Annotated in this window: 16 protein-coding genes and 3 pseudogenes; 12 read left to right on the top strand and 7 right to left on the bottom strand. The window is 66.7% G+C overall.

The genetic code is table 11. The features are described 5' to 3' along the window. Positions 1 to 128 precede the first annotated feature (128 nt). Both ABIE67_RS48385 and ABIE67_RS48380 read right to left on the bottom strand, forming a co-directional pair. Entirely contained in the window at positions 129 to 572 is a 444-nt protein-coding gene (locus ABIE67_RS48385; RefSeq protein WP_370270860.1) for a PIN domain-containing protein, read from the bottom strand. Further along, positions 569 to 817: a type II toxin-antitoxin system Phd/YefM family antitoxin gene (locus ABIE67_RS48380; RefSeq protein WP_370270859.1), complete on the bottom strand. Its 249-nt coding sequence runs from the start codon at positions 815 to 817 to the stop codon at positions 569 to 571. The genes ABIE67_RS48385 and ABIE67_RS48380 overlap by 4 nt, the downstream gene beginning before the upstream one ends. A gap of 135 nt (positions 818 to 952) precedes the next feature. On the opposite strand from ABIE67_RS48380, the gene ABIE67_RS48375 reads away from it, so the two are divergent. Then, on the top strand, positions 953 to 1,357 hold the full coding sequence (locus ABIE67_RS48375) for a winged helix-turn-helix domain-containing protein (RefSeq protein ID WP_370270858.1): 405 nt from the start codon (positions 953 to 955) through the stop codon (positions 1,355 to 1,357). 24 nt (positions 1,358 to 1,381) lie between these two features. Here the strand turns inward: ABIE67_RS48375 and ABIE67_RS48370 are convergent, their stop codons facing one another. After that, positions 1,382 to 2,044: a hypothetical protein gene (locus ABIE67_RS48370; RefSeq protein WP_370270857.1), complete on the bottom strand. Its 663-nt coding sequence runs from the start codon at positions 2,042 to 2,044 to the stop codon at positions 1,382 to 1,384. A 324-nt stretch (positions 2,045 to 2,368) separates the two neighbouring features. On the opposite strand from ABIE67_RS48370, the gene ABIE67_RS48365 reads away from it, so the two are divergent. From ABIE67_RS48365 to ABIE67_RS48355, 3 genes are read left to right on the top strand one after another with little or no spacing between them, the layout of a single operon-like run. Then, positions 2,369 to 2,698 (top strand): transposase, encoded by a 330-nt coding sequence (locus ABIE67_RS48365; RefSeq protein ID WP_370252162.1) that lies wholly within the window; start codon positions 2,369 to 2,371, stop codon positions 2,696 to 2,698. Beyond that, the gene (locus ABIE67_RS48360) at positions 2,686 to 3,606 is read left to right on the top strand and encodes an IS3 family transposase (RefSeq protein WP_370270856.1); all 921 of its coding nucleotides are present in this window, start codon (positions 2,686 to 2,688) and stop codon (positions 3,604 to 3,606) included. Before ABIE67_RS48365 ends, ABIE67_RS48360 begins: the two co-directional genes overlap by 13 nt. 47 nt (positions 3,607 to 3,653) lie before the next feature. Continuing rightward, entirely contained in the window at positions 3,654 to 4,847 is a 1,194-nt protein-coding gene (locus ABIE67_RS48355) for an IS110 family transposase (RefSeq protein WP_370270855.1), read from the top strand. 19 nt (positions 4,848 to 4,866) lie between these two features. On the opposite strand, the pseudogene ABIE67_RS48350 reads toward ABIE67_RS48355, so the two are convergent. After that, a pseudogene (locus ABIE67_RS48350) lies at positions 4,867 to 4,986 on the bottom strand (transposase); the annotation flags it as partial. Between the two features lie 79 nt (positions 4,987 to 5,065). Here ABIE67_RS48350 and ABIE67_RS48345 point away from each other — a divergent pair. After that, on the top strand, positions 5,066 to 5,983 hold the full coding sequence (locus tag ABIE67_RS48345; protein ID WP_370270854.1) for a hypothetical protein: 918 nt from the start codon (positions 5,066 to 5,068) through the stop codon (positions 5,981 to 5,983). 32 nt (positions 5,984 to 6,015) lie between these two features. Here ABIE67_RS48345 and ABIE67_RS48340 read toward each other — a convergent pair. From ABIE67_RS48340 to ABIE67_RS48330, 3 genes and pseudogenes are all read right to left on the bottom strand, one after another. Beyond that, positions 6,016 to 6,306 (bottom strand): annotated as a pseudogene (locus ABIE67_RS48340) (transposase); the annotation flags it as partial. 3,929 nt (positions 6,307 to 10,235) lie between these two features. Further along, positions 10,236 to 11,464, bottom strand: a pseudogene (locus ABIE67_RS48335) (IS256 family transposase). A 371-nt stretch (positions 11,465 to 11,835) separates the two neighbouring features. Then, the gene (locus ABIE67_RS48330; RefSeq protein ID WP_370270994.1) at positions 11,836 to 12,561 is read right to left on the bottom strand and encodes an IS6 family transposase; all 726 of its coding nucleotides are present in this window, start codon (positions 12,559 to 12,561) and stop codon (positions 11,836 to 11,838) included. Positions 12,562 to 13,068: 507 nt separating this feature from the next. On the opposite strand from ABIE67_RS48330, the gene ABIE67_RS48325 reads away from it, so the two are divergent. The 7 genes from ABIE67_RS48325 to ABIE67_RS48295 all read left to right on the top strand — a co-directional run bounded on the left by ABIE67_RS48325 (position 13,069) and on the right by ABIE67_RS48295 (position 20,156). Beyond that, entirely contained in the window at positions 13,069 to 14,682 is a 1,614-nt protein-coding gene (locus ABIE67_RS48325) for an IS1634 family transposase (protein WP_370251876.1), read from the top strand. 500 nt (positions 14,683 to 15,182) lie between these two features. After that, complete coding sequence (locus ABIE67_RS48320; protein WP_370270804.1) at positions 15,183 to 16,775, top strand: Mu transposase C-terminal domain-containing protein; 1,593 nt, start codon at positions 15,183 to 15,185, stop codon at positions 16,773 to 16,775. Then, on the top strand, positions 16,768 to 17,346 hold the full coding sequence (locus tag ABIE67_RS48315) for an AAA family ATPase (protein ID WP_370270853.1): 579 nt from the start codon (positions 16,768 to 16,770) through the stop codon (positions 17,344 to 17,346). The genes ABIE67_RS48320 and ABIE67_RS48315 overlap by 8 nt, the downstream gene beginning before the upstream one ends. Continuing rightward, positions 17,324 to 17,539, top strand: a complete 216-nt coding sequence (locus ABIE67_RS48310) for a hypothetical protein (RefSeq protein ID WP_370270852.1) — start codon at positions 17,324 to 17,326, stop codon at positions 17,537 to 17,539. The genes ABIE67_RS48315 and ABIE67_RS48310 overlap by 23 nt, the downstream gene beginning before the upstream one ends. Before the next feature lie 161 nt (positions 17,540 to 17,700). Continuing rightward, the gene (locus ABIE67_RS48305; RefSeq protein ID WP_370270847.1) at positions 17,701 to 18,336 is read left to right on the top strand and encodes an AAA family ATPase; all 636 of its coding nucleotides are present in this window, start codon (positions 17,701 to 17,703) and stop codon (positions 18,334 to 18,336) included. Next, positions 18,333 to 19,628 (top strand): hypothetical protein, encoded by a 1,296-nt coding sequence (locus ABIE67_RS48300; RefSeq protein WP_370270812.1) that lies wholly within the window; start codon positions 18,333 to 18,335, stop codon positions 19,626 to 19,628. The genes ABIE67_RS48305 and ABIE67_RS48300 overlap by 4 nt, the downstream gene beginning before the upstream one ends. A 9-nt stretch (positions 19,629 to 19,637) precedes the next feature. Beyond that, positions 19,638 to 20,156, top strand: coding sequence for a hypothetical protein (locus ABIE67_RS48295; RefSeq protein ID WP_370270817.1), 519 nt, complete (start codon positions 19,638 to 19,640; stop codon positions 20,154 to 20,156). Positions 20,157 to 20,225 lie beyond the last annotated feature (69 nt).

Here is a 20,225-nt window from a genome sequence, read left to right as displayed (position 1 = left end):
GCTTCTCACCGCGCCCCGGTTGCCACCCGACCCCACCAGGCACGCTCCTCGCCTAATGCCAACTTGGGGTACTGCCGTCACTGGCGGGAACGCGCCCTGTCCGCCGCACACGCTCGGCCACCCGCCACCTACAGGTCGTCGGGAAGCAGCCGGAAGGCGGGATGCCCGGTCAGCGGGCGCACCATGCGGAAGTGCCGGTCGGTAGTGAACATGAGATCGGTCTCGTACGTGGCGGCGAGGGCGACGTTCATGGCGTCGGCCAGCCCGATGCCGTTGCCGCCGTCCGCGTCCTTGTAGCCGTCGGCAACAGCGATAGCAACGCTCAGGCAGGGTGCGATGTCGGGGATTTCGAAGCGGCGCCGCGCCGTGTTGGTCTCGATGAACCTGGCGGCCGTGAGCGCCTGCTGGACACCGGAGCGCGTGGTGATCATGTAGTCCAATTCGGCAAGGACAAGCGGAGAGATCACCAGATGTCCGATGGCGGCGAAGGCGCGTTTGTGTTCGTCATGGCCGGTCATCTTCGGGTCGAGGAGACGGACAAGGGCGTTGGTGTCGGCGATGACAATGTTCAAGAACCCATGCCCTTCAGGATGTCCTCCATCTCGTCGTTGGTGAGGTCGCCGCCGAGGTCGAGTTCGGGGATGTCGACACTGTCCCCGATGGGGCCGGTGGGGTAGGGCGGGATCTCGGACTCGCGGTAGGGGGCGACGGTAGCGACGGGGCGGCCGTTCTTGGTGACGGTGACGGTCTCGCCGCGTTCGGCTGCGGCGAGGATCTGGGAGGACTGCTGGTTGAATTCACGGGCGGTAGCTTCCATGTAGTACAAGATACTACATGGAAGAGATGGCGGGGCGTCGATAACCCTTACGGGGGCGTTGATGCCCCTATGGATGTCAAGTACTGATCTTTAAGGTCGTCCTTGACGATCTGTCAGGGTGGGTATAAGTGCGGTATGGGGACTTCGAATGCCGTGCGCTGGGGGCCGGTTGAACGTGAGGAGCGGCGGATGCAGGCTGCCGCTCTGTTCGAACAGGGTGTGAAGCAGGCGGAGATCGGCCGACTGTTGAGGGTGTCGCGGCAGGCGGTCGGGCAGTGGCAGGAGGGTGGTCGTGAGGCGCTTGTGGCGCGGCGGAACAGTGCCCGCTCGTACCTGACGCCACAGCAGGAGCAGCAGCTGTGGCGTGAGTTGCGGCTGGGAGCGTCGGCGCACGGCTGGGAGGGCCAGGGCTGGACGCTCTCACGCATCGCACGTGTGATCGAGGAGCGGTTCGGGGTGAGGTACACGGTACCGGGCGTGTGGTACCTCATGGACCGTCTGGGCTGGTCATGGCAGGTTCCGAAGACGCAGGCCGTCTAGCCCCGGACTTCGCGGGTCACCGTTTCAGGTCTGTGGCCAGCGGGTTTGTCCGATGTCGGTGTCGAGTAGGTCGAGGAGGTGGAGTTGGACGCCGCGGGTGATCTGGACGGTGGGCGGGTCGGTGATGTTGCCGATGCGCAGGGTGAGTTCGCCGAGGTGGTAGAAGACCATGCGGCCGGTGGGGCGGACCCGGCGGTTGTCGGGGTAGAGGCCGCTCATGGTCTGCTCGGGGCCGAGCGCGCGTCTGACCTGCCGTTCGATCAGGCAGAAGACGAGCAGGGCCAGGCAGATGACCTGGATCAGGGCGGCAACGCGCCGGTTGTGCTGCACGAAGACCGGCGCGACCGCGAGCGGGCCCTTGAAGTCGTGGTATCTGCGCTCGACCGCGCCCTGGCCCTTGTAGTGGATCAGAGTCTGCCCAGCGTCCGCCTGGTCGGCGGGGACAGACGTCAGCAGTGCGTACCAGCCGTCGACCACGGCTTCCGCCTTCAGCACGCCGGTGTCGAAGTGCCAGGCCAGGACCGGGGTGCCGTCCTCGTTATCGGTGACGGTCCAGCGCAGACAAGAGGTGACACGGCGCTTGGCGGCGATGACACCGATTCGGGCGACGATCTTCTCCCGGGTCTTGTAGTGGCGTCCGCCGGACGAGCGGTGGCGGGCAGCGTGTCCAGCCGGGCACCCGATCACTGGCCTCGGACGGGGATGGATCGGGCGAGCCCGGTGTGCCGACGGAACCCCGTACGGCCCGAACGCCCCGATCCTCGCCGCGGTCACAGCCCTTGTCTGCGCCACACTCGCCAGTGCCACCGGTATCCGGCCCGAACTTGGCGTCTGGCTCCTGCTCGTACCCATCGGTGTTCTGCTCGCAACCGTCGACCTTGCGGCACACCGACTGCCGGACGTCCTGACCCTGCCGCTCGCCACGGCTGCGCTCACCCTGCTCGCCGTGACCACGCTGCTGAGGTTCCCCTCATAGCGTGGAGTCCGTGATACCAGGGGAAGTTGAGGTTCATGGGGTCCAAGCAACAGAAGTACGACGCCGAGTTCCGTGAAGGTGCTGTACGCATCGTGATCGAGACGGGCAAGCCGATCCCGGAGGTCGCCGAGGATCTCGGAGTGCATCCGGGGACGCTGCACAGCTGGGTTTCACGCTGGAGGAGGAACGGCTCGGCCTCCTCCGACCGGCCCGCGCCCGCCGCCTCGGGCGGCCGGCTGCGGGAGGGTGAACGCGCTGAGCTGGAGCGGCTGCGCCGGGAGATGAACGAGAAGAACAAGCGCATCCGCGAGCTGGAGATGGAACGTGACGTCTTCAAACAGTGCATGGCCTTGTGGGTGAAGTAGCTGCCGCGGACCCGGCCCGGCTGGCCGGGGTGATCAGCGACTGCAAGGCCGAGAAGAACATTCCGCACACCACGTCCTGCCGGGTGCTGGGCGTGAGCGAGTCGTGGTTCTACAAGTGGAAGGACAGGCCTGTCACCGCCCGCGAAGTGCGGCGCGGACAGCTGGCCGAGGCCGTCCGGCGCGTCTTCGACGCCTCGGGCGGCACCTACGGCTCCCCGAAGGTGTGGATCACGCTCGTCAGGCAGGGATGGCGCGTCTCGGTGAACACCGTTGCGAAGACCATGGCCGAGCTGGGCCTGGCCGGACGGAAGGTACGCTGGCGTCGCGGGCTCACCCGCCCCGGTAGGCGGGCCGCGGCGCCGGACTTCGTGCGCCGCGACTTCAGCGCGGATGCCCCGGACCAAGTCTGGTGCGGCGACATGACCGAGATCGTCACGGGTGAGGGCAAGCTCTACCTGGCCACGGTGATCGACCTGTTCTCACGCCGCCTGCTCGGTTACGCGATGGGCGCTCGCCACGATGCCGAACTCGTCGTGGCCTCACTGCACATGGCCGCAGCCACCCGCGGAGGCGACGTGAAAGGCGTGATCTTTCACAGCGACAGGGGCAGCGAGTACGTCTCCCGCCGGTTCAAGCGGGTCTGCCGCCGTCTCGGCGTGACCCAGTCCATGGGACGCGTCGGCTCATGTTTCGACAACGCCGTCAGCGAGGCATTCAACAGCGTCCTCAAGGTCGAATACATCTACCGGCACACCTTCGACACCCGTACCGAGGCCCGGCTGAAGATCGCCACGTGGATCACCGGCTTCTACAACACCCGCCGACTACACAGCGTATGCGAGTACCACAGCCCGATCGACTACGAACATAAGCATCGGACCGGCTCCGCCCTGGAGCTGGCCGCCTAGAAACTCTCCACACAACGAGGGGATTGACAACGACCTGATGGAGCGCGATGAGCCGGATATGGGCGGGTACCGACTGTGGCAAGGCCTACCACCACTGCCTGGTCCTGGATGCCGAGGGTGACACGGTGTTGTCGCGCCGGGTGGCCAACGACGAGCCCGAGCTACTGGAGCTGATCGGCGACGTCCTGGACATCGCCGATGATGACCGGGTGACCTGGGCGATGGACATGACCGGTGGCGAGCCGGCCCTGCTGATCGAGCTGCTCATCGCCCATGGTCAGGAACTTGTCTACATCCCCGGCATCGCAGTGAACCGGGCCACCGACAGTTACCGCGGCGCAGGCAAAACTGATGCCCGGGCGAAGGTGATCGCCGATCAGGCCCGGATGCGTCGGGACCTGCAGCCGATCCGGCCCGGTGACGAGACGGCCATGGAACTACGACTGCTGACCGAGCGCCGTTCCGACCTGGTCGAGGACCGGACCCGTACGCTCAACCGTCTCAAGGCCCTGCTGAGCAGCATGTTTCCGGCCCTGGAGCGGGCCCTCGACATGGGCAGGGTCGGCACCTTGGTCCTGCTGACGGGCTATCAGAGTCCGGCCACGATTCGCCGCGCGGGCACGCGCCGCCTGACGACCTGGCTGCGCAACCGCAGGGTCTACCGCCCCGAAGTCCTCGCGGCCACGGCCGTCGAGGCCGCAGAGCGCCAATACACCGCCGTTGCCGGGGAGACCGCCATCGCGAAGATGGTGCACACGCTGGCGAGGGAGGTGATTGCCGTCAACGAGAAGATCGCCGAGACCGACAAGCTCATCGAGGGCCGGTTTCGTGAACACGAACTCGCCGATGTGATCACCTCGTTGCCGGGCATCGGCGCCATCCTGGGCGCCGAGCTCCTCGCCGCCACCGGCGGCAGCTTGGATGCGTTTCCGACTCCGGACCGGCTCGCGGCCTTCGCCGGGGTGGCGCCTGCGCCACGAGACTCCGGGCAGGTCAGCGGCAACCTGCACCGGCCCAAGCGATACCACCGACGCGTGCAACGCGTCTTCTACCAATCCGCCTTGGTCAGCATCCGTTGCGACCCCAACTCGCGTCGCTTCTATGACAGGAAGAGAGCCGAGGGCAAGCGACATGTCCAGGCTGTGCTCGCCCTCGCCCGTCGCCGCGTCAACGTTCTGTGGGCCTTGATCCGTGACCGCCGGTGCTACAGCATCACACCCCCAATCGCCCACGCCACTTGACATCCAGATTGGGAAGCATCTCGAAGAGCACGGCGGTGACCAGTCGCAAGAGCGCGTCGTCGTTGGGGAAGACCTGGACGACGTCGGTGCGGCGCTTGATCTCCCGGTTGATCCGTTCCAGCGGGTTGGTCGACTGGGGCCGCGTCCTGCGCTCGGGTGACCCGCAGGGCCTGCGCCAGAAGATGTGGGCGCTACTGACGGTCCACCAGCTCTTGCGGATGGCGATGCTGGACGCCACCGACGCCGTTCCCGGATGCGACCCGGACCGGGCCTGTTTCACCGCGGCCCTGACCGCCGCACGCGACAGCGTCACCCGGGCCGCCGCGATCGTGCCCACCGCCGGGAACGAGCTGGGAGGGCCGATCGCTGAGGCGGTCGCCGGCGCCCTGCTGCCACCTCGGCGAGCACGGATCAGCGCACGCACCGTCAAAGGTGTCTCCGCCCGCTACGGACACCGCCCGCCCGACGAGGACCGGCCTTGCGTCAGCACCCCGATCACCACCATCGACATCACTGTCCACGCTCCCCAGCAAGAGGACTTCGTCCCCGTCCCAGCACCAGCTCCTGTCGGCCGGCCCGGCCAGAACCCCGCCCCGCGACAGGCCCCGTCCGCCGCCGATACCGGCGAGTATCCGCCCGTGACAGCCGAGACGCTGCCGCCGCCCGCAGTCCCGATGCACACCAGCAGGCTCGAGGACGTGCTCACCGCGATGGGCACCGCCCCGGCACGTGAGTGGCGCGCCACCGAACTGGCCACCCTGCTACGGCTGGACGCCGGCGACCTGACCGGCGGGCTGCTCCGGTGGGCCAGGCGCGACATCCTCATCAAGACCGGACCGGCCACCTTCAAGATCCCGGACGGACCGCCGCGGCCCTCCAAGCTCACCGTCCGCCCTGAAGACGCCCTCCCGGTCATGGCCACCGATCCTTACCGCCCCTGGCACGCCCGAGAGATCACCGCCGCGCTGAACACCGTCAAACACAGCACCCTCGCACAACACCTCAGCGCCTGGGCACGCAAGAACCTGCTGGTCAAGACCGCGCCAGCAACCTACAGACTCCCCGAACAGCCAGTGACGGCCGCCCCCACGAAACCGTTCGCCACCACGAACACGCCGACGAGCCGAGCTACTTGACAAATCGGCACGACTCATAACTTTCCGGCATTGCGCCATAAGTACCGCAGCCGACCGTTGACCTTGATGAAGACTTCGTCCAGATGCCACCGGTCACCCGGGCGGGGCTGCCTGCGGCGCAGCCCGGCGGCGTAGGCGGGGCCGAACCGCTCACACCACAGCCGGATCGCCTCGTACGAGACCTGGACGCCGCGCTCGAACAGCAGCTCCTCCACGTCACGAAGGCTGAGCCGGAACCGGTGGTACAGCCAGACCGCGTGCGCGATCACCTCCGGCGGGAACCGGAAGCCCTTGTACGACGGTGCAGCACTGTCCACCAGCAGACCCCTCCCACGACGATCCCCACCAAGATCATCGCACCCTGCCCCTCAACTTGATAACGCCGGTGATGGGGTTGCGACGGAACACCGTGCCTTGCACCGAGAGTCTCGGTGCAAGGCAACACACCTACCGTGCTGGTAGCGGGAGTGGCTGTGGCTGGCGGTTCCTCATTCACGCTGTGGTCTGCGGCGGCAGGGGCAGACAGTCGCCAGACAGGAAGATCTCTTCCAGGTGTGGCACTTCACCGCAGATTTTTCGCTGATTGCCAATCAGCGCAGGAAGTGATGTGTGTCGCACCGTCGGGTGGTTGGCATAAGACAGCCTTTGGGTCCGTGCTGCCCAGGGGGCATGGTGCTGGCATGCGGGGCACAAAATCCTGAGCCTCGCAGCTCTCTCCTATTCTTTCCTTCATATGGCCGGGATCACGCCTGTATCCGCATAACAGATCGCATTGTCGGCCGGGGGTGACGGCGGCGGATTGATGTGCTTGTCTCGCTGACAGCTCGTCTCGCCCGGGGGAAATCAATCTCCTTGTTCTGCGCCAGCGCAGTTCAGGCAGCCATGCGGTCCGGGGGCTGTTTTGAGGCCGAGGCGGCCGGCTTGGGGAATGAGCAATGGGCCGAAGGGTCTCATCCTTTTCGATCTGTAAGGAGAATAAGATTATGGCACGTCACAAGAAGAAGCGGGAAGTGCTGGCGGAGAGGCAGAAGCTGGCTTTGAGGGCCGGTGCAGTGGCGGCTCCGTTAGCTGCAAGTTTGCTGGCTGGAGTCACAAGCGCCTCGGCCGACACTGGTCCTGTGCACCATGGTGTATCGCCCGACCACGGTGGGTCGGATACAGGAAGCACCCCCAGTTTCACGTTTGATCATACAGACAAGTTTAGCCCGTATGAGGAAGGTCTCCTGAGGCGAGGAATTGCTAATTGGGAGCAGTCGATTCGAGAACATCAAGGTGAACAATGGAGCTTCAACGACTATCACAATGCTCCCGACGCTCCCAGCGCTAAGGAGCATCCCAGAAGCATCACCTTTGACCGCCTTCCGCACGATGAATTCGTCAAAACCTATCCTGGGAAGTACGACCCAGGCACAATTGCTTACAGTGTAGGAAATAGGATTGTTTTTGATGAAGATAAGTGGGGGCAGTATTCCGAGAGGGATCGGGTTGGTGTCGTCGCGCATGAGATTGGCCATTCCCTCGGGTTGGGTCACTCTATCAACGGCAACGATCCGTATAATCCGGGGAATTCTGATGAGATAATGAGGCCGCTACTTGTGCCAGACGGTCCGGACTCGCCGAATGCGGCGGAGACGGCGGCTGTAAGGAAGGGGTACCTTAATGGTTTGAGAGGCTGGGATCGTAACCCGTACAGGCCGGAGGATAACCCGTATCCGTCAGGGGGTAATCCATACGCCGAGGATAAAAACCCGTACCCACTCGGGACCGGAAACCCATACAAGGGGGTCGGCGGTCTTCGGTTTGAACCATCCAAAGATGATCCGGGGCTGATAGTAGATAGGACCACACAGTACTATAAGTATGTACCCATAGGCGAGTGGAGGGGGCCGGACGGGGAGACCTATGAAGAGTGGAAAGCTAAGGCTGATCGATATGAGACTCAGTCCAAAGAATGGACGGCTAAGAACAAGGCTAAGTATGATGAATATCAAGCTAAGTCTGATGAATGGGTGAGAAAGGGTGCTGCTTGGCGGGCTAGCTATTCCACTGGTGATGGATCGCCCCAGCCTCAGCAAGCGCATGACCACGAGGGTGCTGACCCGTTCTTCGGCCCCGATCTTCGGCCGGTTTCAGGGGTTGCTTCTGCCGGGGTAACGGACCCCGTGTACGGGCGGGCGAAGGATGGTTCGTGGCATGAAGTGAAGGCCGGTTCTTCGATTAAAGATTTTGACCGTTTTCATGGTTACAGTCGCGGTAAGAACGGCGTCTGGGGGGCGATGGAGGATCCTGACGGATATCTGCGGGGTCCGGCGAAGCCCAGCGATGGGTTGCAGTCTGCGCCCGGTGGTGGTTCGGGTTCTCATAGCGATACGCACGTGTATGGCCATGGGAAGGATGGTTCGTGGCGTGTGGTGTCACCGGGGTCTTCGCTTGATGGTTTTGACCGTTTTGATGGTTACAGTCAGGGCAAGGACGGTTCCTGGCAGTCGATGAAGGATCCCAGGGGTTATCTGCAGGGGCAGGTGAAGCCTGGGGATGGGTTGCAGTCTGTGCCCGGTGGTGGTTCGGGTTCTCATACGGGTGCGGGTGGTTCGACGCTTCCTGCTGCTGATGGTGCGCGGTTGTCTGAGGTCCCGGGTAAGCAGGGCCAGCAGCAGGTGAAGCCTGGGGGCCAGCTGCCGGCAGGGGGTGCTTCTGCCTCTGCGGGGACGCAGAGCCCTCAGGCGGGCGGGGATCTGGCTAAGCCTGCTGATGCGCAGTCGGCGCCTGCTGGCCTGCACGGGCAGACTGGGTTACCGGGTTCAGGTGCCGGTGGCACAGCCGTTGGGGCTCCTGCGTCCGTGTCCGGCCAGAGCACCGGGGACTCGGGCAAGGCTATGGCCTGGGATCAGGTGAAGACTGCAGGCAACGATGCGGCTGCTGCTCCTGCCGGGTCGGGGTCCGTGCTGGGCGTGCCGCAGGTGACCGGGGGGCGGCCGACGTCTGTGCCTGACCAGGCAGCGAAGGCTGATATCAGTGCGCTTCAGACACCCGCAGGAGCCCAAAGCTCGCAGGTGGGTGGGGGTCTGTCCAAGCCGATTACGGATGTTTCAGCTGGTTCTGGGGCTGCGGATGGTTGGTCGGGCTCGGCTGCTGTGAAGGCGGGTGGTTCGGGCGTGGCGGATGCCTCGCTGGCCGCTAAGTCGGCGGAGGGCTCCGGCCTTGCCGGTGCCGCGAATCCGTTGGGTGCGTCTGCAGCTGGCCTGGGGCAGCAGGCTCCGTCTGCAGCTCCCGTGGCGCCAGCTGGGTCTGTGCTGGGCACGCCGTCTGCGGCGGGGGGTTCTGGCCTTGCCGGTTCGGTGAGTTCGTTGGCTGCCCCTGCCCCTGCCCCTGCTCCGGCTGTGGATGGAGCTAAGTCGTCGGTGCCGGTTGGTGGGGGTGGGGACAGGGTGCTTGAGAATCTTGGCGGGTTCAAGCAATCGTCTGGGCCTGTTGCACCGTCTGTGGAGGCTCCCTCTGTGGCTGCGGAGGCGCCTCCTGTGGTTTCGGCTTCGATGCCGGTGGGTGGGTCGCAGCAGGCTCTGTCTGGGGCCGTCCATAGCTGGTTGGGAGAGCCTGTCCAGCAGCAGGCTCCGCTTGGGGCGCCTGTGGCTGGCCTGGATGGCGGTGGTGGCGGCGCTAGCGGGGCTGCTTGGTCTGGGGTTGAGCAGCAGTCTGCGCCTGCCGAGACTGCCGCGCCTGCACCTGCGGCGCCCGCGGAGGCTGCTCCGGTTCCGCAGCAGGCTGTACCTGTGGCTGAGTCCTCACCCCAGCAGCCTGCTCCGGTTGCGGCAACTCCGCTGTCTGCTGAGGCCGCGCCTGCGGTAGATCAGCCCGTTCAGCAGCAGTAGTTGATAGTGGGGCTGCCGGGGCTGCAGTCGGGTCTTGTGATGTCCGGCCTTCGGCTCCGGCCGCCCTGTCCCCTTGGCCTGCACCTGTGGCTTCGGTGACGCCTGGGGCATGGTGAGGATTATTAGTCATGCTATGTATCCTTTTCAAGGGTTTTACGGGGATTTAAGGGGTTGGGTTGTCATGGGAGTACACGCGGGGCGGGGTCGTCATCGCCGGGTTGGTTCGTTTTCGGTGTCGGGTGGTTTAGGTGTGAGGGCGGGGGTGGTTGGGTTGGCGATTGCGGCGGGGGGTGTGCTGGGCGGCGGTCAGGCTCTGGCTGCCGATGCGCCGGCCGGTACACCGGCTGATGCGGCGGCTGCGGGCGCGCCGGCTCAGGCGTCGGTCATGCCCCCTGTAGTGGTGTAACCGTGTCGGGTTGATCTTCAGGTGGATAGATCTTGTCCATGCTGCCTTCGGGGAGGTAGCGGCGGGGGAAGGCGATCCATTCGTCGTGCATCTCGATGAGGACGGCGGTGGTGAGGCGTTCGAGTGCGTCGGGGTTGGGGAAGATCTGGACGACGTCGGTGCGGCGTTTGATCTCCCGGTTGACCCGCTCCAGGGGATTGGTCGACTGGAAATCTTCTTCCAATGTCGCTCGGGGAAGTCCGCGAAGGCGGTGAGGTCGACGTTGGCCTCCAGGAGCATCGCCTTCACCTTGGGGAACTGCCGTCCGAGCATGTCTGCGACAGTGTCGAGCTGGGCGCGGACGGCCTCGGCGGTGGGCTGGGCGAAGATCGTGCGGATGGTCGCGGCCACCATCTCCGCGGCGTCCTTGGGTATCACCGCGAAGACGTTGCGCAGGAAATGAACGCGACAGCGCTGGTAGGCGGCTCCGAGCATGACCTTGCGGACGGCCTTGACCAGGCCGGAGTGGTGATCGGCGATGACCAGGCGGACTCCGGTCAGACCCCGCTCGCGCAGCGAGCGCAGGAACTCGCTCCAGAAGACCTCGGTCTCGCTGTCGCCGACCATCAGCCCGAGGACCTCGCGTCCGCCGTCCTCGGTGATGCCGGTGGCGACGACCACGGCCTGCGAGACAATCTGGTGTTTGACCCGGGCCTTGCAGTAGGTGGCGTCCAGATAGATGTAGGGGAAGCGAGTGTGGTCCAGGGGGCGGGTGCGGAACACACTCAGCTCGATGTCGAGGTCGCCGCAGATCCTGGAGACCTCGCTCTTGGAGATGCCGGTGTCGCCGCCGAGGGCCTTGACCAGGTCGTCCACGCTGCGGGTGGACACGCCCTGCACGTATGCCTCCATGATGACCGCGTAGAGAGCCTGGTCGATGCGCCGCCGGCGTTCCAGAAGCGACGGGAAGAACGACCCGGTGCGGACCTTGGGGATCGCCAGGTCCAGGTCCCCGGCCTGCGTGGTCAGCACCTTCTCCCGGTGCCCGTTGCGCATCGTCGTGCGGGTCCCGGTGTGCTCGCCGGGTTCCGCGCCGATGTGGGCGGTGGCCTCGGCCTCGATGAGTTCCTGCAGGATCCGCTGGGCCAGGACCCTGATCAACTCGATTCCGTCCGCCGTACGCAGTGACTCCATCAGGCGGAGTAAGTCATGCTGGGACAAGGCCATCGCGCCACCTCTCGCTTCAACGAGCGTCTCTACTCGGAGAGTTGCGCGATGGCCGCCCCATGACCAGGGGCTATGCGGAGATCGCTGTTACACCACTCAGCGGGACACCATCCAGGCGTCCGCGTCGCAGCAGGCGCAGTCGCCGGAGCAGCAGGTGCTGGGGCAGCTTCCCAAGGAGCGGTTGCAGGAGCTGGATCCGGTGGTTTCTCAGCTGACAGCTGAGCAGCGGGGTGCTCTGGCTGCGGTGCTGTCGGCGCAGGGTGTCGGGCGGGCAGGCACCGGCGGCGGCGCAGCAGGTGTTGGGGCGGTGTTGTCAAGTTGTTGATGAGGTGGGCGAGTTGGGGTATGCCGGTGGTGCGGTGGCGCCTGGTTCAGGCGGTCGTGGCCATGAGTGTGGTGCCGGTGATCTGGTGCCAGATGGTGAAGCGGTTGGTCATCTCGGTGCGGTAGCCATGGGCGGTCATCCGGTGGCGGTGGGGGCGGAAGTGCGGTGAGATCCGGGAGAAGGAGGCGAGGAATCTCTGGGCCGTCCGCACGCTGCGGAAGCCCTTCATACCCCGCTCGCGCTTCCGTGTGGGGATATGAGAATTTTCCGCCTGATTGTTCAGATATTTCGAGCTGCGGTGTTCGACCGACGGCATGACGTCTCGGTGGGCGGCACCGTAGGAACGGAGCTTGTCCGTGACGATCACTCGGGGCAGGGTCCCGGCGCCCTTGAGGAGCTTGCGGAAGAAGCGCTTCGCCGCCTTCGCGTCGCGGGTGTTGGTCACGAGGATGTCCAGCACGTTGCCGTCCTGGTCCACCGCGCGCCATAAGTACCGCAGCCGACCGTTGACCTTGATGAAGACTTCGTCCAGATGCCACCGGTCACCCGGGCGGGGCTGCCTGCGGCGCAGCCCGGCGGCGTAGGCGGGGCCGAACCGCTCGCACCACAGCCGGATCGCCTCGTACGAGACCTGGACGCCGCGCTCGAACAGCAGCTCCTCCACGTCACGCAAGGACAGCCGGAAGCGGTGGTACAGCCAGACCGCGTGCGCGATCACCTCCGGCGGGAACCGGAAGCCCTTGTACGACGGTGCAGCACTGTCCACGAGCAGGCCCCTCCCACGACGATCCCCACCAAGATCATCACACCCCGCCCCTCAACTTGATAACCCCCCTTCACCCACCCGGCAGAACTTTGGAACAGCCCTGGGCTGCGACCAAAGTTGCAGCTTCCTACTTCTTTTGGCTCGTCCGGTAGCACCTGAGTGGATACTTTCGGCGCCTAACGGGTTATGCCGGTCACGGGTCTTAATGAGCGTGGATGCGCCGCTTCCGGTCGAGAGCGGAATCCTCTCGCTTGCTGGCGAAGGGTTTCTGGGTTTCGGCGGGGCATGGCGCGCAGAATCACATGAACGAGCGCAAAAGTAGAGAAGGGAAAAGAAGATGACCAACTCGAGGAAGCAACGCGGTCTCCACCGGCTAGACCCGTACTTCGCGGGTCGTTGATTCGTATGGTGTGACCGGTCCGGGGTGTCCTGGGCCGGGGGTGTGGCGTTGGGTGGGGTGTGTCGATGACTTCCCGGTCCCCGCGGCCACGGTCTCAGCGTCAGCGTCTTGAAGTGGCGGTGACGTCCGTGGTGGAGAAGCGTCTGGGCGCTCTGCCTGTCGCTGCCGAGTTTCTGCGTCGGCTGGATGTCGCCGGGATCGTCGACGAGGTGTGTCCTGGTGGCGCGAGTGCGCTGGTGACGCACGGGCAGGTGATCGAGGCGTTGGTGGCCAACCGGCTGACGTCGCCCGCGCCGTTGGTGCGGGTGGAGGACTGGGCCAGGTGCTGGGCAGTGGAAGAGGTCTTCGGGATCGAGCCCGCTCTGCTCAACGATGATCGTCTGGCCCGGGCACTGGATGCGATCGCTCCGCAGCTGGAGCACATCGCGGGCACGGTCGGGGCGCGGGCGATCGGTGAGTTCGGGATCGATGTGGCCCGGATGCACTGGGACATGACCAGCATGTCCGTGCACGGGGCCTTCCCGGTCGAGGGTCAGGAGGAGGACTTCCCCGTCATTGGCTACGGGCATCCCAAGGACCGGCGCTTCGATCTGAAGCAGGTCCAGGCCGGGCTCGCGGTGTCGGCCGACGGCGGCATCCCGCTCCATGCCCGGGTCTTCGGCGGTGGTGCGGCCGAGGTCAGCCAGGTCGTCGGCGCGATGAAGGACCTGCGGGCCATGGCCGGTGAACGCGACTTCCTGATGGTCGCCGACTCCAAGCTGGTGTCCTACTCCAACGTCCGTGCCCTGCTGGCGGCCGGGGTCCAGTTCATCGCCCCGGCCCCGGCCGCGCAGGTCAAGGACGAGGTCTATGCCGCTCTCGATCCCGCGCAGGCCACCATCGTGGACTGGACGCCCAACCGGGAGGCGGGCAAGCCCGCCGAGCGGCGCGAGACCTACCGCGTGCTGGAGGACACCCACACCCTGACCGGGCCCCGCAAGAGCGATCCTGTGCTCACCGTGCGACGGATCCTGGTCCACTCCACCGCGAACGCCGCCGGCCAGCAAGCAGCCCGGGACAAACGCCTGGCCAAGGCCGCCCAGGACCTGAACAAGCTCACCGCTGCGGCCGGCGGACGCCACTACAAGACCCGGGAGAAGATCGTCGCCCGAATCGGTGTCATCGCCGCCAAGCGCCGTGTCACCTCTTGTCTGCGCTGGACCGTCACCGATAACGAGGACGGCACCCCGGTCCTGGCCTGGCACTTCGACACCGGCGTGCTGAAGGCGGAAGCCGTGGTCGACGGCTGGTACGCACTGCTGACGTCTGTCCCCGCCGACCAGGCGGACGCTGGGCAGACTCTGATCCACTACAAGGGCCAGGGCGCGGTCGAGCGCAGATACCACGACTTCAAGGGCCCGCTCGCGGTCGCGCCGGTCTTCGTGCAGCACAACCGGCGCGTTGCCGCCCTGATCCAGGTCATCTGCCTGGCCCTGCTCGTCTTCTGCCTGATCGAACGGCAGGTCAGACGCGCGCTCGGCCCCGAGCAGACCATGAGCGGCCTCTACCCCGACAACCGCCGGGTCCGCCCCACCGGCCGCATGGTCTTCTACCACCTCGGCGAACTCACCCTGCGCATCGGCAACATCACCGACCCGCCCACCGTCCAGATCACCCGCGGCGTCCAACTCCACCTCCTCGACCTACTCGACACCGACATCGGACAAACCCGCTGGCCACAGACCTGAAACGGTGACCCGCGAAGTCCGGGGCTAGAGAAGCAGCACACTGCAACGAACCGCAAGCGGATCCTCTCCGCCACGGCCGTCGCCCTGGCCGCGGGCGGCGGCCTGCAAATAGTAAACGCCACCGCCAGCTACGCCGATGCAACTCCAAATACGTGGCACCTTCCTACAGGCGCGGACGGCCACGTGAATGTCCAGTGTGAGGTGTGGGTTGGGTGTCGTTGAGGTCGCTGGTTGATGCGGGTTGATGTCATTGGTGGTTGTGGGTCCCTGGTGGGGCCCTCTTTTTTTTGTTGTGTGGGTGGTGACAGGAGTCCGTGTTTCGCCTGGCGGGTGGCCGTGTGGATCGGTGTCATGGGGGCCGCGTGTCCTGTGTCGGGTAGTGGCTTGTAGCAGGCGGTCTGTGATGGGGGAGTGGTATTCGGGGTGGTTCATCAGCTCGGGGCGGGGAAGCGTTTTTGCGTTTTGGCTGGTTGCGGGCCTGTTTCGTAGCGTCCTTGGTCATGGCGGACGAGGACGACAGCGCGGGTGGAGGGGTGCTGGGTGACCGGCGTGAGCTGCTGCGTGTTCCCGCTGTGCGTCAGCTGCAACAGCGGCGTGATCGAGGCGAGTTGACGACGTCGCATGTCCGTCTGGTCGCGTCGTCTTTGGGCGTGAGTGTACGAACGGTGTGGCGGTGGCTGGCGCGGGCCGAGGCGACGGGATCACCGGACCCAGCACCGCGTGCCCGTCTGGAGATCACCGATGACGTCGGTGAGGTCCTCGCGGACTGCCTCGGGAATGTGAAGCGGGCGCACGAGGAACTGGCCCGCCGGGCTCTGGCGGCGGGCCGGCGGCCGCCGGGACTGAGCACGTTGCATGACGCGATCCGCCGGGACCTGACCCCGGGGTTCATGGCCGGGCTGCGGGAGGGGATCCCCGCGGCCCGAGGGTTCGATCCGGCGTTCAAACGGCCTGCGGTTCACCGCAACGAGGTGTGGGAGGCCGATCACCAACACGCCCCGCTACGCGTCGTGCTGCCCGACGGCTCCCTGTCGCGGGTGTGGGTGACCTGGTACGAGGACCGGGCTACCCAGATGGTGATGGGCTGGGCGGTCACCGCATCCAGCGCGCACCGGGACTCGGTCCTGGCCGCGCTGCGTTCGGCGGTTTTGACCGGAGACGACTACGGACCGGCCGGGGGCCTGCCCGCCCTGGTACGGATCGACGGGGGCGCGGACTTCGTGTCCAAAGCGGTCAAGGACGCCTTCGGCGCGCTCGGCGTGCCGCTGCAACGGGTCTACACGCCCCGGCACAAGGGCGGCGTGGAACGGTTGAACCGGACCGCGGTGAGCCGGTTCTTCGCCGATCTGCCCCGCTATACCAAGGCCCCGCTCCTCGATCACCGACGGCGCTCCGGCGAGAGCGACCCGCCGCTGGCCTACGAGGCGTTCGTCAGGTTGCTGCGCGAGTGGGTCGAGCGGCACAACACCGTGGATGTGGTGGCCCGTTTGGGGATGACGCCGCTTGAGGCCTGGCAGGCCGATACCACCGAGTTGCGCGAGGTCAGCGCGCGCGATCTGCGTGCCTACATGATGTCCGGCGACGATCGCCCGCGGAAGATCACTAGTCACGGGGTGCAGTTCCACGGCCGGTTCTACATGCCCGAGGACGGCGTGGGCCGCGTTGGTACCCGGGTGCGGGTGCGGTTCATGCCGCACCACGCCCACGAGATCGATCTGTACACCGCTGTCGGTCACCGCTACCTGGGCCGGGCGGTCCTTGCGGACGAGGCCACCGAGGACGAGCGCCGTGCTGTCCTCAAGTCCCGCTCGGCCAGGGACCGCGAGTTGCGCCGGGCCCTGAAGCGTTCCGCGGTCACACGCCGGGACCGGTACGCCGCCGACACCCAGGCGGGCCCGCCCAAGCGGCTGCCTCGTATGACATCGGCCCAGGCCGCGAAGGAACTGAACGCCACAGACTCCAACCGTGGCGCCGCCCCGCTCGAGCGGGCGACCGAGCGCTACACCCCACGCCTGGGCCCCGCCCCCGGCTGGGCCGTCCCCAGGCGCGCCGCCCCCGATCAAGACCGTGCGACGAGGAGTGATCATGAGTAGTGAAGTGCCGCCCGAGCCGGGGGACATGGAGCCGGAGTTCTACCTCGACGTGCCCGGCGCGAAGCTGGTGACCACCGATGTGCTGCTCCAGGTCCAGGACACGATCGCCGAGACGATCGACGCTCGCGCGATGTCGCTGATCTACGGCGCCTCCGGTCTGGGCAAGACGTTCGCCACCCGCGCCGCGCTCCGGGCCATCGCCCCGGATCTGCTGCTGTCCTTGCAGTTCGCCCGCTCACGTCCGGGTCCGAAGGATCTGCGCGAGGAACTCTTCCACCAGCTGCGCCTGCCGGGGAAGATGCCGGGCACCGCCACCCCGTTGTACCGGCAGCTGATGGCCGCGCTGCCCAGGCGCCCGTACGTGATCGTGTGCGACGAGGCCCAGCAGTACAACCGCGCCTGTTTCGAGCTGATCCGCAACTTGTGGGACAACTCCCGCAAGCAGCGGCCCGGCCGTGCTGTTCATCGGCGGTCACGAGGCCTACGACACACTGCAGAGCGATCCGTCCCTGGCCTCGCGCCTGTGCGCCCGGCGCGAGGTGAAGGCGATGTCCACCGAAGAGATGCTTGAGGTCATCCCGCTGACCCATACCGTCTGGGCCACGGCCGACCCCGAACTGCTCAAGCACATTGACCGGGTGCATGCCGACGGCTCGATGCGCGAGTGGGCCAAGGTCACTCACTACGTTCTCAAGGGCCTGAAGCACTTCCATACCGACACCGTTGACCGGCAGGTGGTCCACGGGGCCCTGGCCCAGTGCTGACGGCGGCCCGCCGAGGCGGCCTTGGCCCGCTGCTCGCTGCGACGGCGAACCCTGTTGATCCCTCAGCGCACTTCCTGAACACCCCAGGCCTTCAAGGGCTGTGCACCTCTGGCCTCCTCGCCGTCCGCCGCGGCGTCGAGGACTGCCACGCCCGGCGCGCGATGCTCTGCGTGACCGGCACCTCCGGTGTGGGCAAGACCTTCGCCGCCCGCGCGGTGCTCGCCGGCCACCCGGCCCACCGGGCCTGCATGCTCACCCTGCCGTCCCGACCGACCCCGGCCGATCTGCGCACGGCTTTCCACGACGCTCTTCACCTTCCCGGACCGCTGCCCGAGGACCCCGGCGTGTGCGACGCCGCCGTCCTTCACGCGCTGGCTGCCCGGCCGCGGACCGTGGTGGTCGACGAGGCACACCAGCTTTCCTCCGCCTCCTTCGAGTGCCTGCGCTACCTCTACGACAGCCTGCCCGGCGGCCTGTGCATTGTGCTGATCGTCGGCGAGGACGGCGAGACGGTGCTGCGCGAGACGCGGATGCTGAAGACTCGGACCGCCACCTGGTGCGAGATCCGCCCGCTGGATGAGGACCTGGTGGCGCTCGCCGCCCGACGTCTGCACCCACTGTGGCAGCAGGCCTCCTGTGCCCAACTACGCCGTCTGGACGGTCACTTCGCCCGAGGCCGGCTGCGCCGCTGGGCCCTGCTCACCCACCATGCCCGCCGTATCCGGTCCGCCACGCCCGCCTGTCGCGGATGGATCGAGCAACTCGCCGCCCGCGTGGACGACGGGGGTATCGGGTGACGCCGACGGCTCTGCGTTCCGGCCCCATCCCGCCGCTCACCCTCATTACTGACGAGGAGGACGATGTGGCGCTGGCCTGCGCGGCTCGCCGCTGGGCCGACCCGCACGGCGGCCGCATCACGGTCGACCCCACCCCTGCCACCGTCACCTCCGCGTTCCTGGCCCGCGACATCCTGGCCGCGCTCGGCCGCACCGCCTACGCGCCCATCCACGCCCCGGTCATCACCGCACAGCCTGCCTGGCGGGCCGTCGCCTGCTGGATCATCGTCGATGACATCCGCCAATTGACCGTCCTGCGCGCGCACCTGCTCACTCCCGAACGCACCGAACAGCTCTGCGTGCTGCGCGAGTTGACCGGTATCCACCTGATCCTGATGTCCAGCGGCGCCACCGCCAACGACAGCGCCCGCCTCACGACGCACCTCGCAAAAGCGCACCTGGGCGGCGAAGTCGAGTACCTCGACGAGGCCGCCGCGCTGCGCCTGTTCACCGGGCCCGCCGCGCCCCGGCCGAAGCTTCCCCACCCCGCCCGGCAGCGGCCACCAACAACGCGATCCACCGTCTCAGCCCCGGCGCACGGCGTTCCACCTCCCACACGCTCCGCGCCAGGCCTCTCCAGCCAGCGCCGTGCAGGACTGCTCGCCGCCCGGACCTGGCTGACCCGGCAGTGCTGGGCGGCATCGCCTGCCTTGCCCGACCAGCGCGATGTGAAGCTCTTCCTGTCGCGCCTGACTACGCTCAGCCCCACCCCCGAGCACACCGCCGCCCGCCTCCAAGGCGCCCGGGACGGCTTCTCAGCAGCCGGCCTGCACCTGTCCACTCCCGCCGATCTCGCCGCCGACAGCGGCCCGGGGATCTCCACGGTCCCCTTTACCGCCCAGGTCGCGCACCACATCAGCCGAGCCGCCCCCGGCCCGCCCCAAGTCGCCGCGCTGGCCGCCCTCTTGTGTACCGGAGCCGCTGTGGATCGCCTCGTCCACGCCACCGTCGACGACGTCCACCCGGACGGCTCCCACCTCGCCCTGCCCGAGCCCTTCAACAGCGAGCACGACCAGGACCACCCACCGCCCCGCGTCTGGTACGCGATCCCACCCCGCGCCCGGCCCTACCTGCACGCCGCCCGCCTCTTCCGCCAACTCGAAGACGCCCCCGGACACTTCCACCTGTTCAGCAAATCCTTCGGCCACCGCCTCGACACCCTCGTGAAGGACGCAGGGCGCCCCATCCCCGCACTCGACCACCCGCACCCCGGTCCGGCCTGGCACCATCAGGCCCGACTGCTGCGCCCGTAAGGAGTAGCGATGAACCACGGCACCGGAAAGCAGGCCCCGAAAGGAGCCGCAGCAACCGTGACCAGCGCCGACCACGAACACCACACAACAACGGCCCGACGCGCGAAGTTCACCGCACCCTCCAAGACGTCCCCGCACCTCGCCCCAGCTCAGACAGACGACGCCGTGCTGGACCAACTGTTCTACGCGACGCTGGACGAATGCCCACAGTGCCGGGCGGCGCTCCTCGACCGCGTCGCCAGCGACGCGAGGGCAACGCACAAACTGGTCGACTGGGCCTGCCTGATCGCATCCGAGATGTACTGCGGACTCCCCGCAGAGCTCACGGAGGAAGACGCGGCGGGCGACACCCGCCTGCGCCCCTCAGCCACATTCCGCCGGCTCGCCATGAAGTACCGCATGCAGCAACGGACCACCAGCGCCATGTACCACACCCGCCAACCCCCGCAGTGCCGCGAGGCCGCGGACACCGCCGTCACCCTGGTCGCCGGGCTCGACAGGTACTGGACGGACTTCCTCTACCTCTGACGCACTCATGCCTGAGCGTGCACCACCGCTTCCCCACGCCGAGAGCACGGAGACCGGTGTGCCGCTGAC

Origin of the sequence: Streptomyces sp. V4I8 (assembly GCF_041261225.1) — a bacterium.
Classification (GTDB): Bacteria; Actinomycetota; Actinomycetes; order Streptomycetales; family Streptomycetaceae; genus Streptomyces.
The sequence above is the reverse complement of the archived record's forward strand: the minus strand, read 5'-3'. Positions and strand labels throughout refer to the sequence as shown.

What these genes read in the sequence shown, in the direction of transcription:
- ABIE67_RS48345 (WP_370270854.1), top strand. Translation starts at nt 5,066, where the DNA reads ATGGCGATGCTGGACGCCACCGACGCCGTTCCCGGATGCGACCCGGAC.
- ABIE67_RS48310 (WP_370270852.1), top strand. Translation starts at nt 17,324, where the DNA reads ATGTCCACCGAAGAGATGCTTGAGGTCATCCCGCTGACCCATACCGTC.
- ABIE67_RS48380 (WP_370270859.1), bottom strand. Translation starts at nt 817, where the DNA reads ATGGAAGCTACCGCCCGTGAATTCAACCAGCAGTCCTCCCAGATCCTC.
- ABIE67_RS48320 (WP_370270804.1), top strand. Translation starts at nt 15,183, where the DNA reads ATGGCGGACGAGGACGACAGCGCGGGTGGAGGGGTGCTGGGTGACCGG.
- ABIE67_RS48365 (WP_370252162.1), top strand. Translation starts at nt 2,369, where the DNA reads ATGGGGTCCAAGCAACAGAAGTACGACGCCGAGTTCCGTGAAGGTGCT.
- ABIE67_RS48295 (WP_370270817.1), top strand. Translation starts at nt 19,638, where the DNA reads ATGAACCACGGCACCGGAAAGCAGGCCCCGAAAGGAGCCGCAGCAACC.
- ABIE67_RS48315 (WP_370270853.1), top strand. Translation starts at nt 16,768, where the DNA reads ATGAGTAGTGAAGTGCCGCCCGAGCCGGGGGACATGGAGCCGGAGTTC.
- ABIE67_RS48375 (WP_370270858.1), top strand. Translation starts at nt 953, where the DNA reads ATGGGGACTTCGAATGCCGTGCGCTGGGGGCCGGTTGAACGTGAGGAG.
- ABIE67_RS48355 (WP_370270855.1), top strand. Translation starts at nt 3,654, where the DNA reads ATGAGCCGGATATGGGCGGGTACCGACTGTGGCAAGGCCTACCACCAC.
- ABIE67_RS48305 (WP_370270847.1), top strand. Translation starts at nt 17,701, where the DNA reads ATGCTCTGCGTGACCGGCACCTCCGGTGTGGGCAAGACCTTCGCCGCC.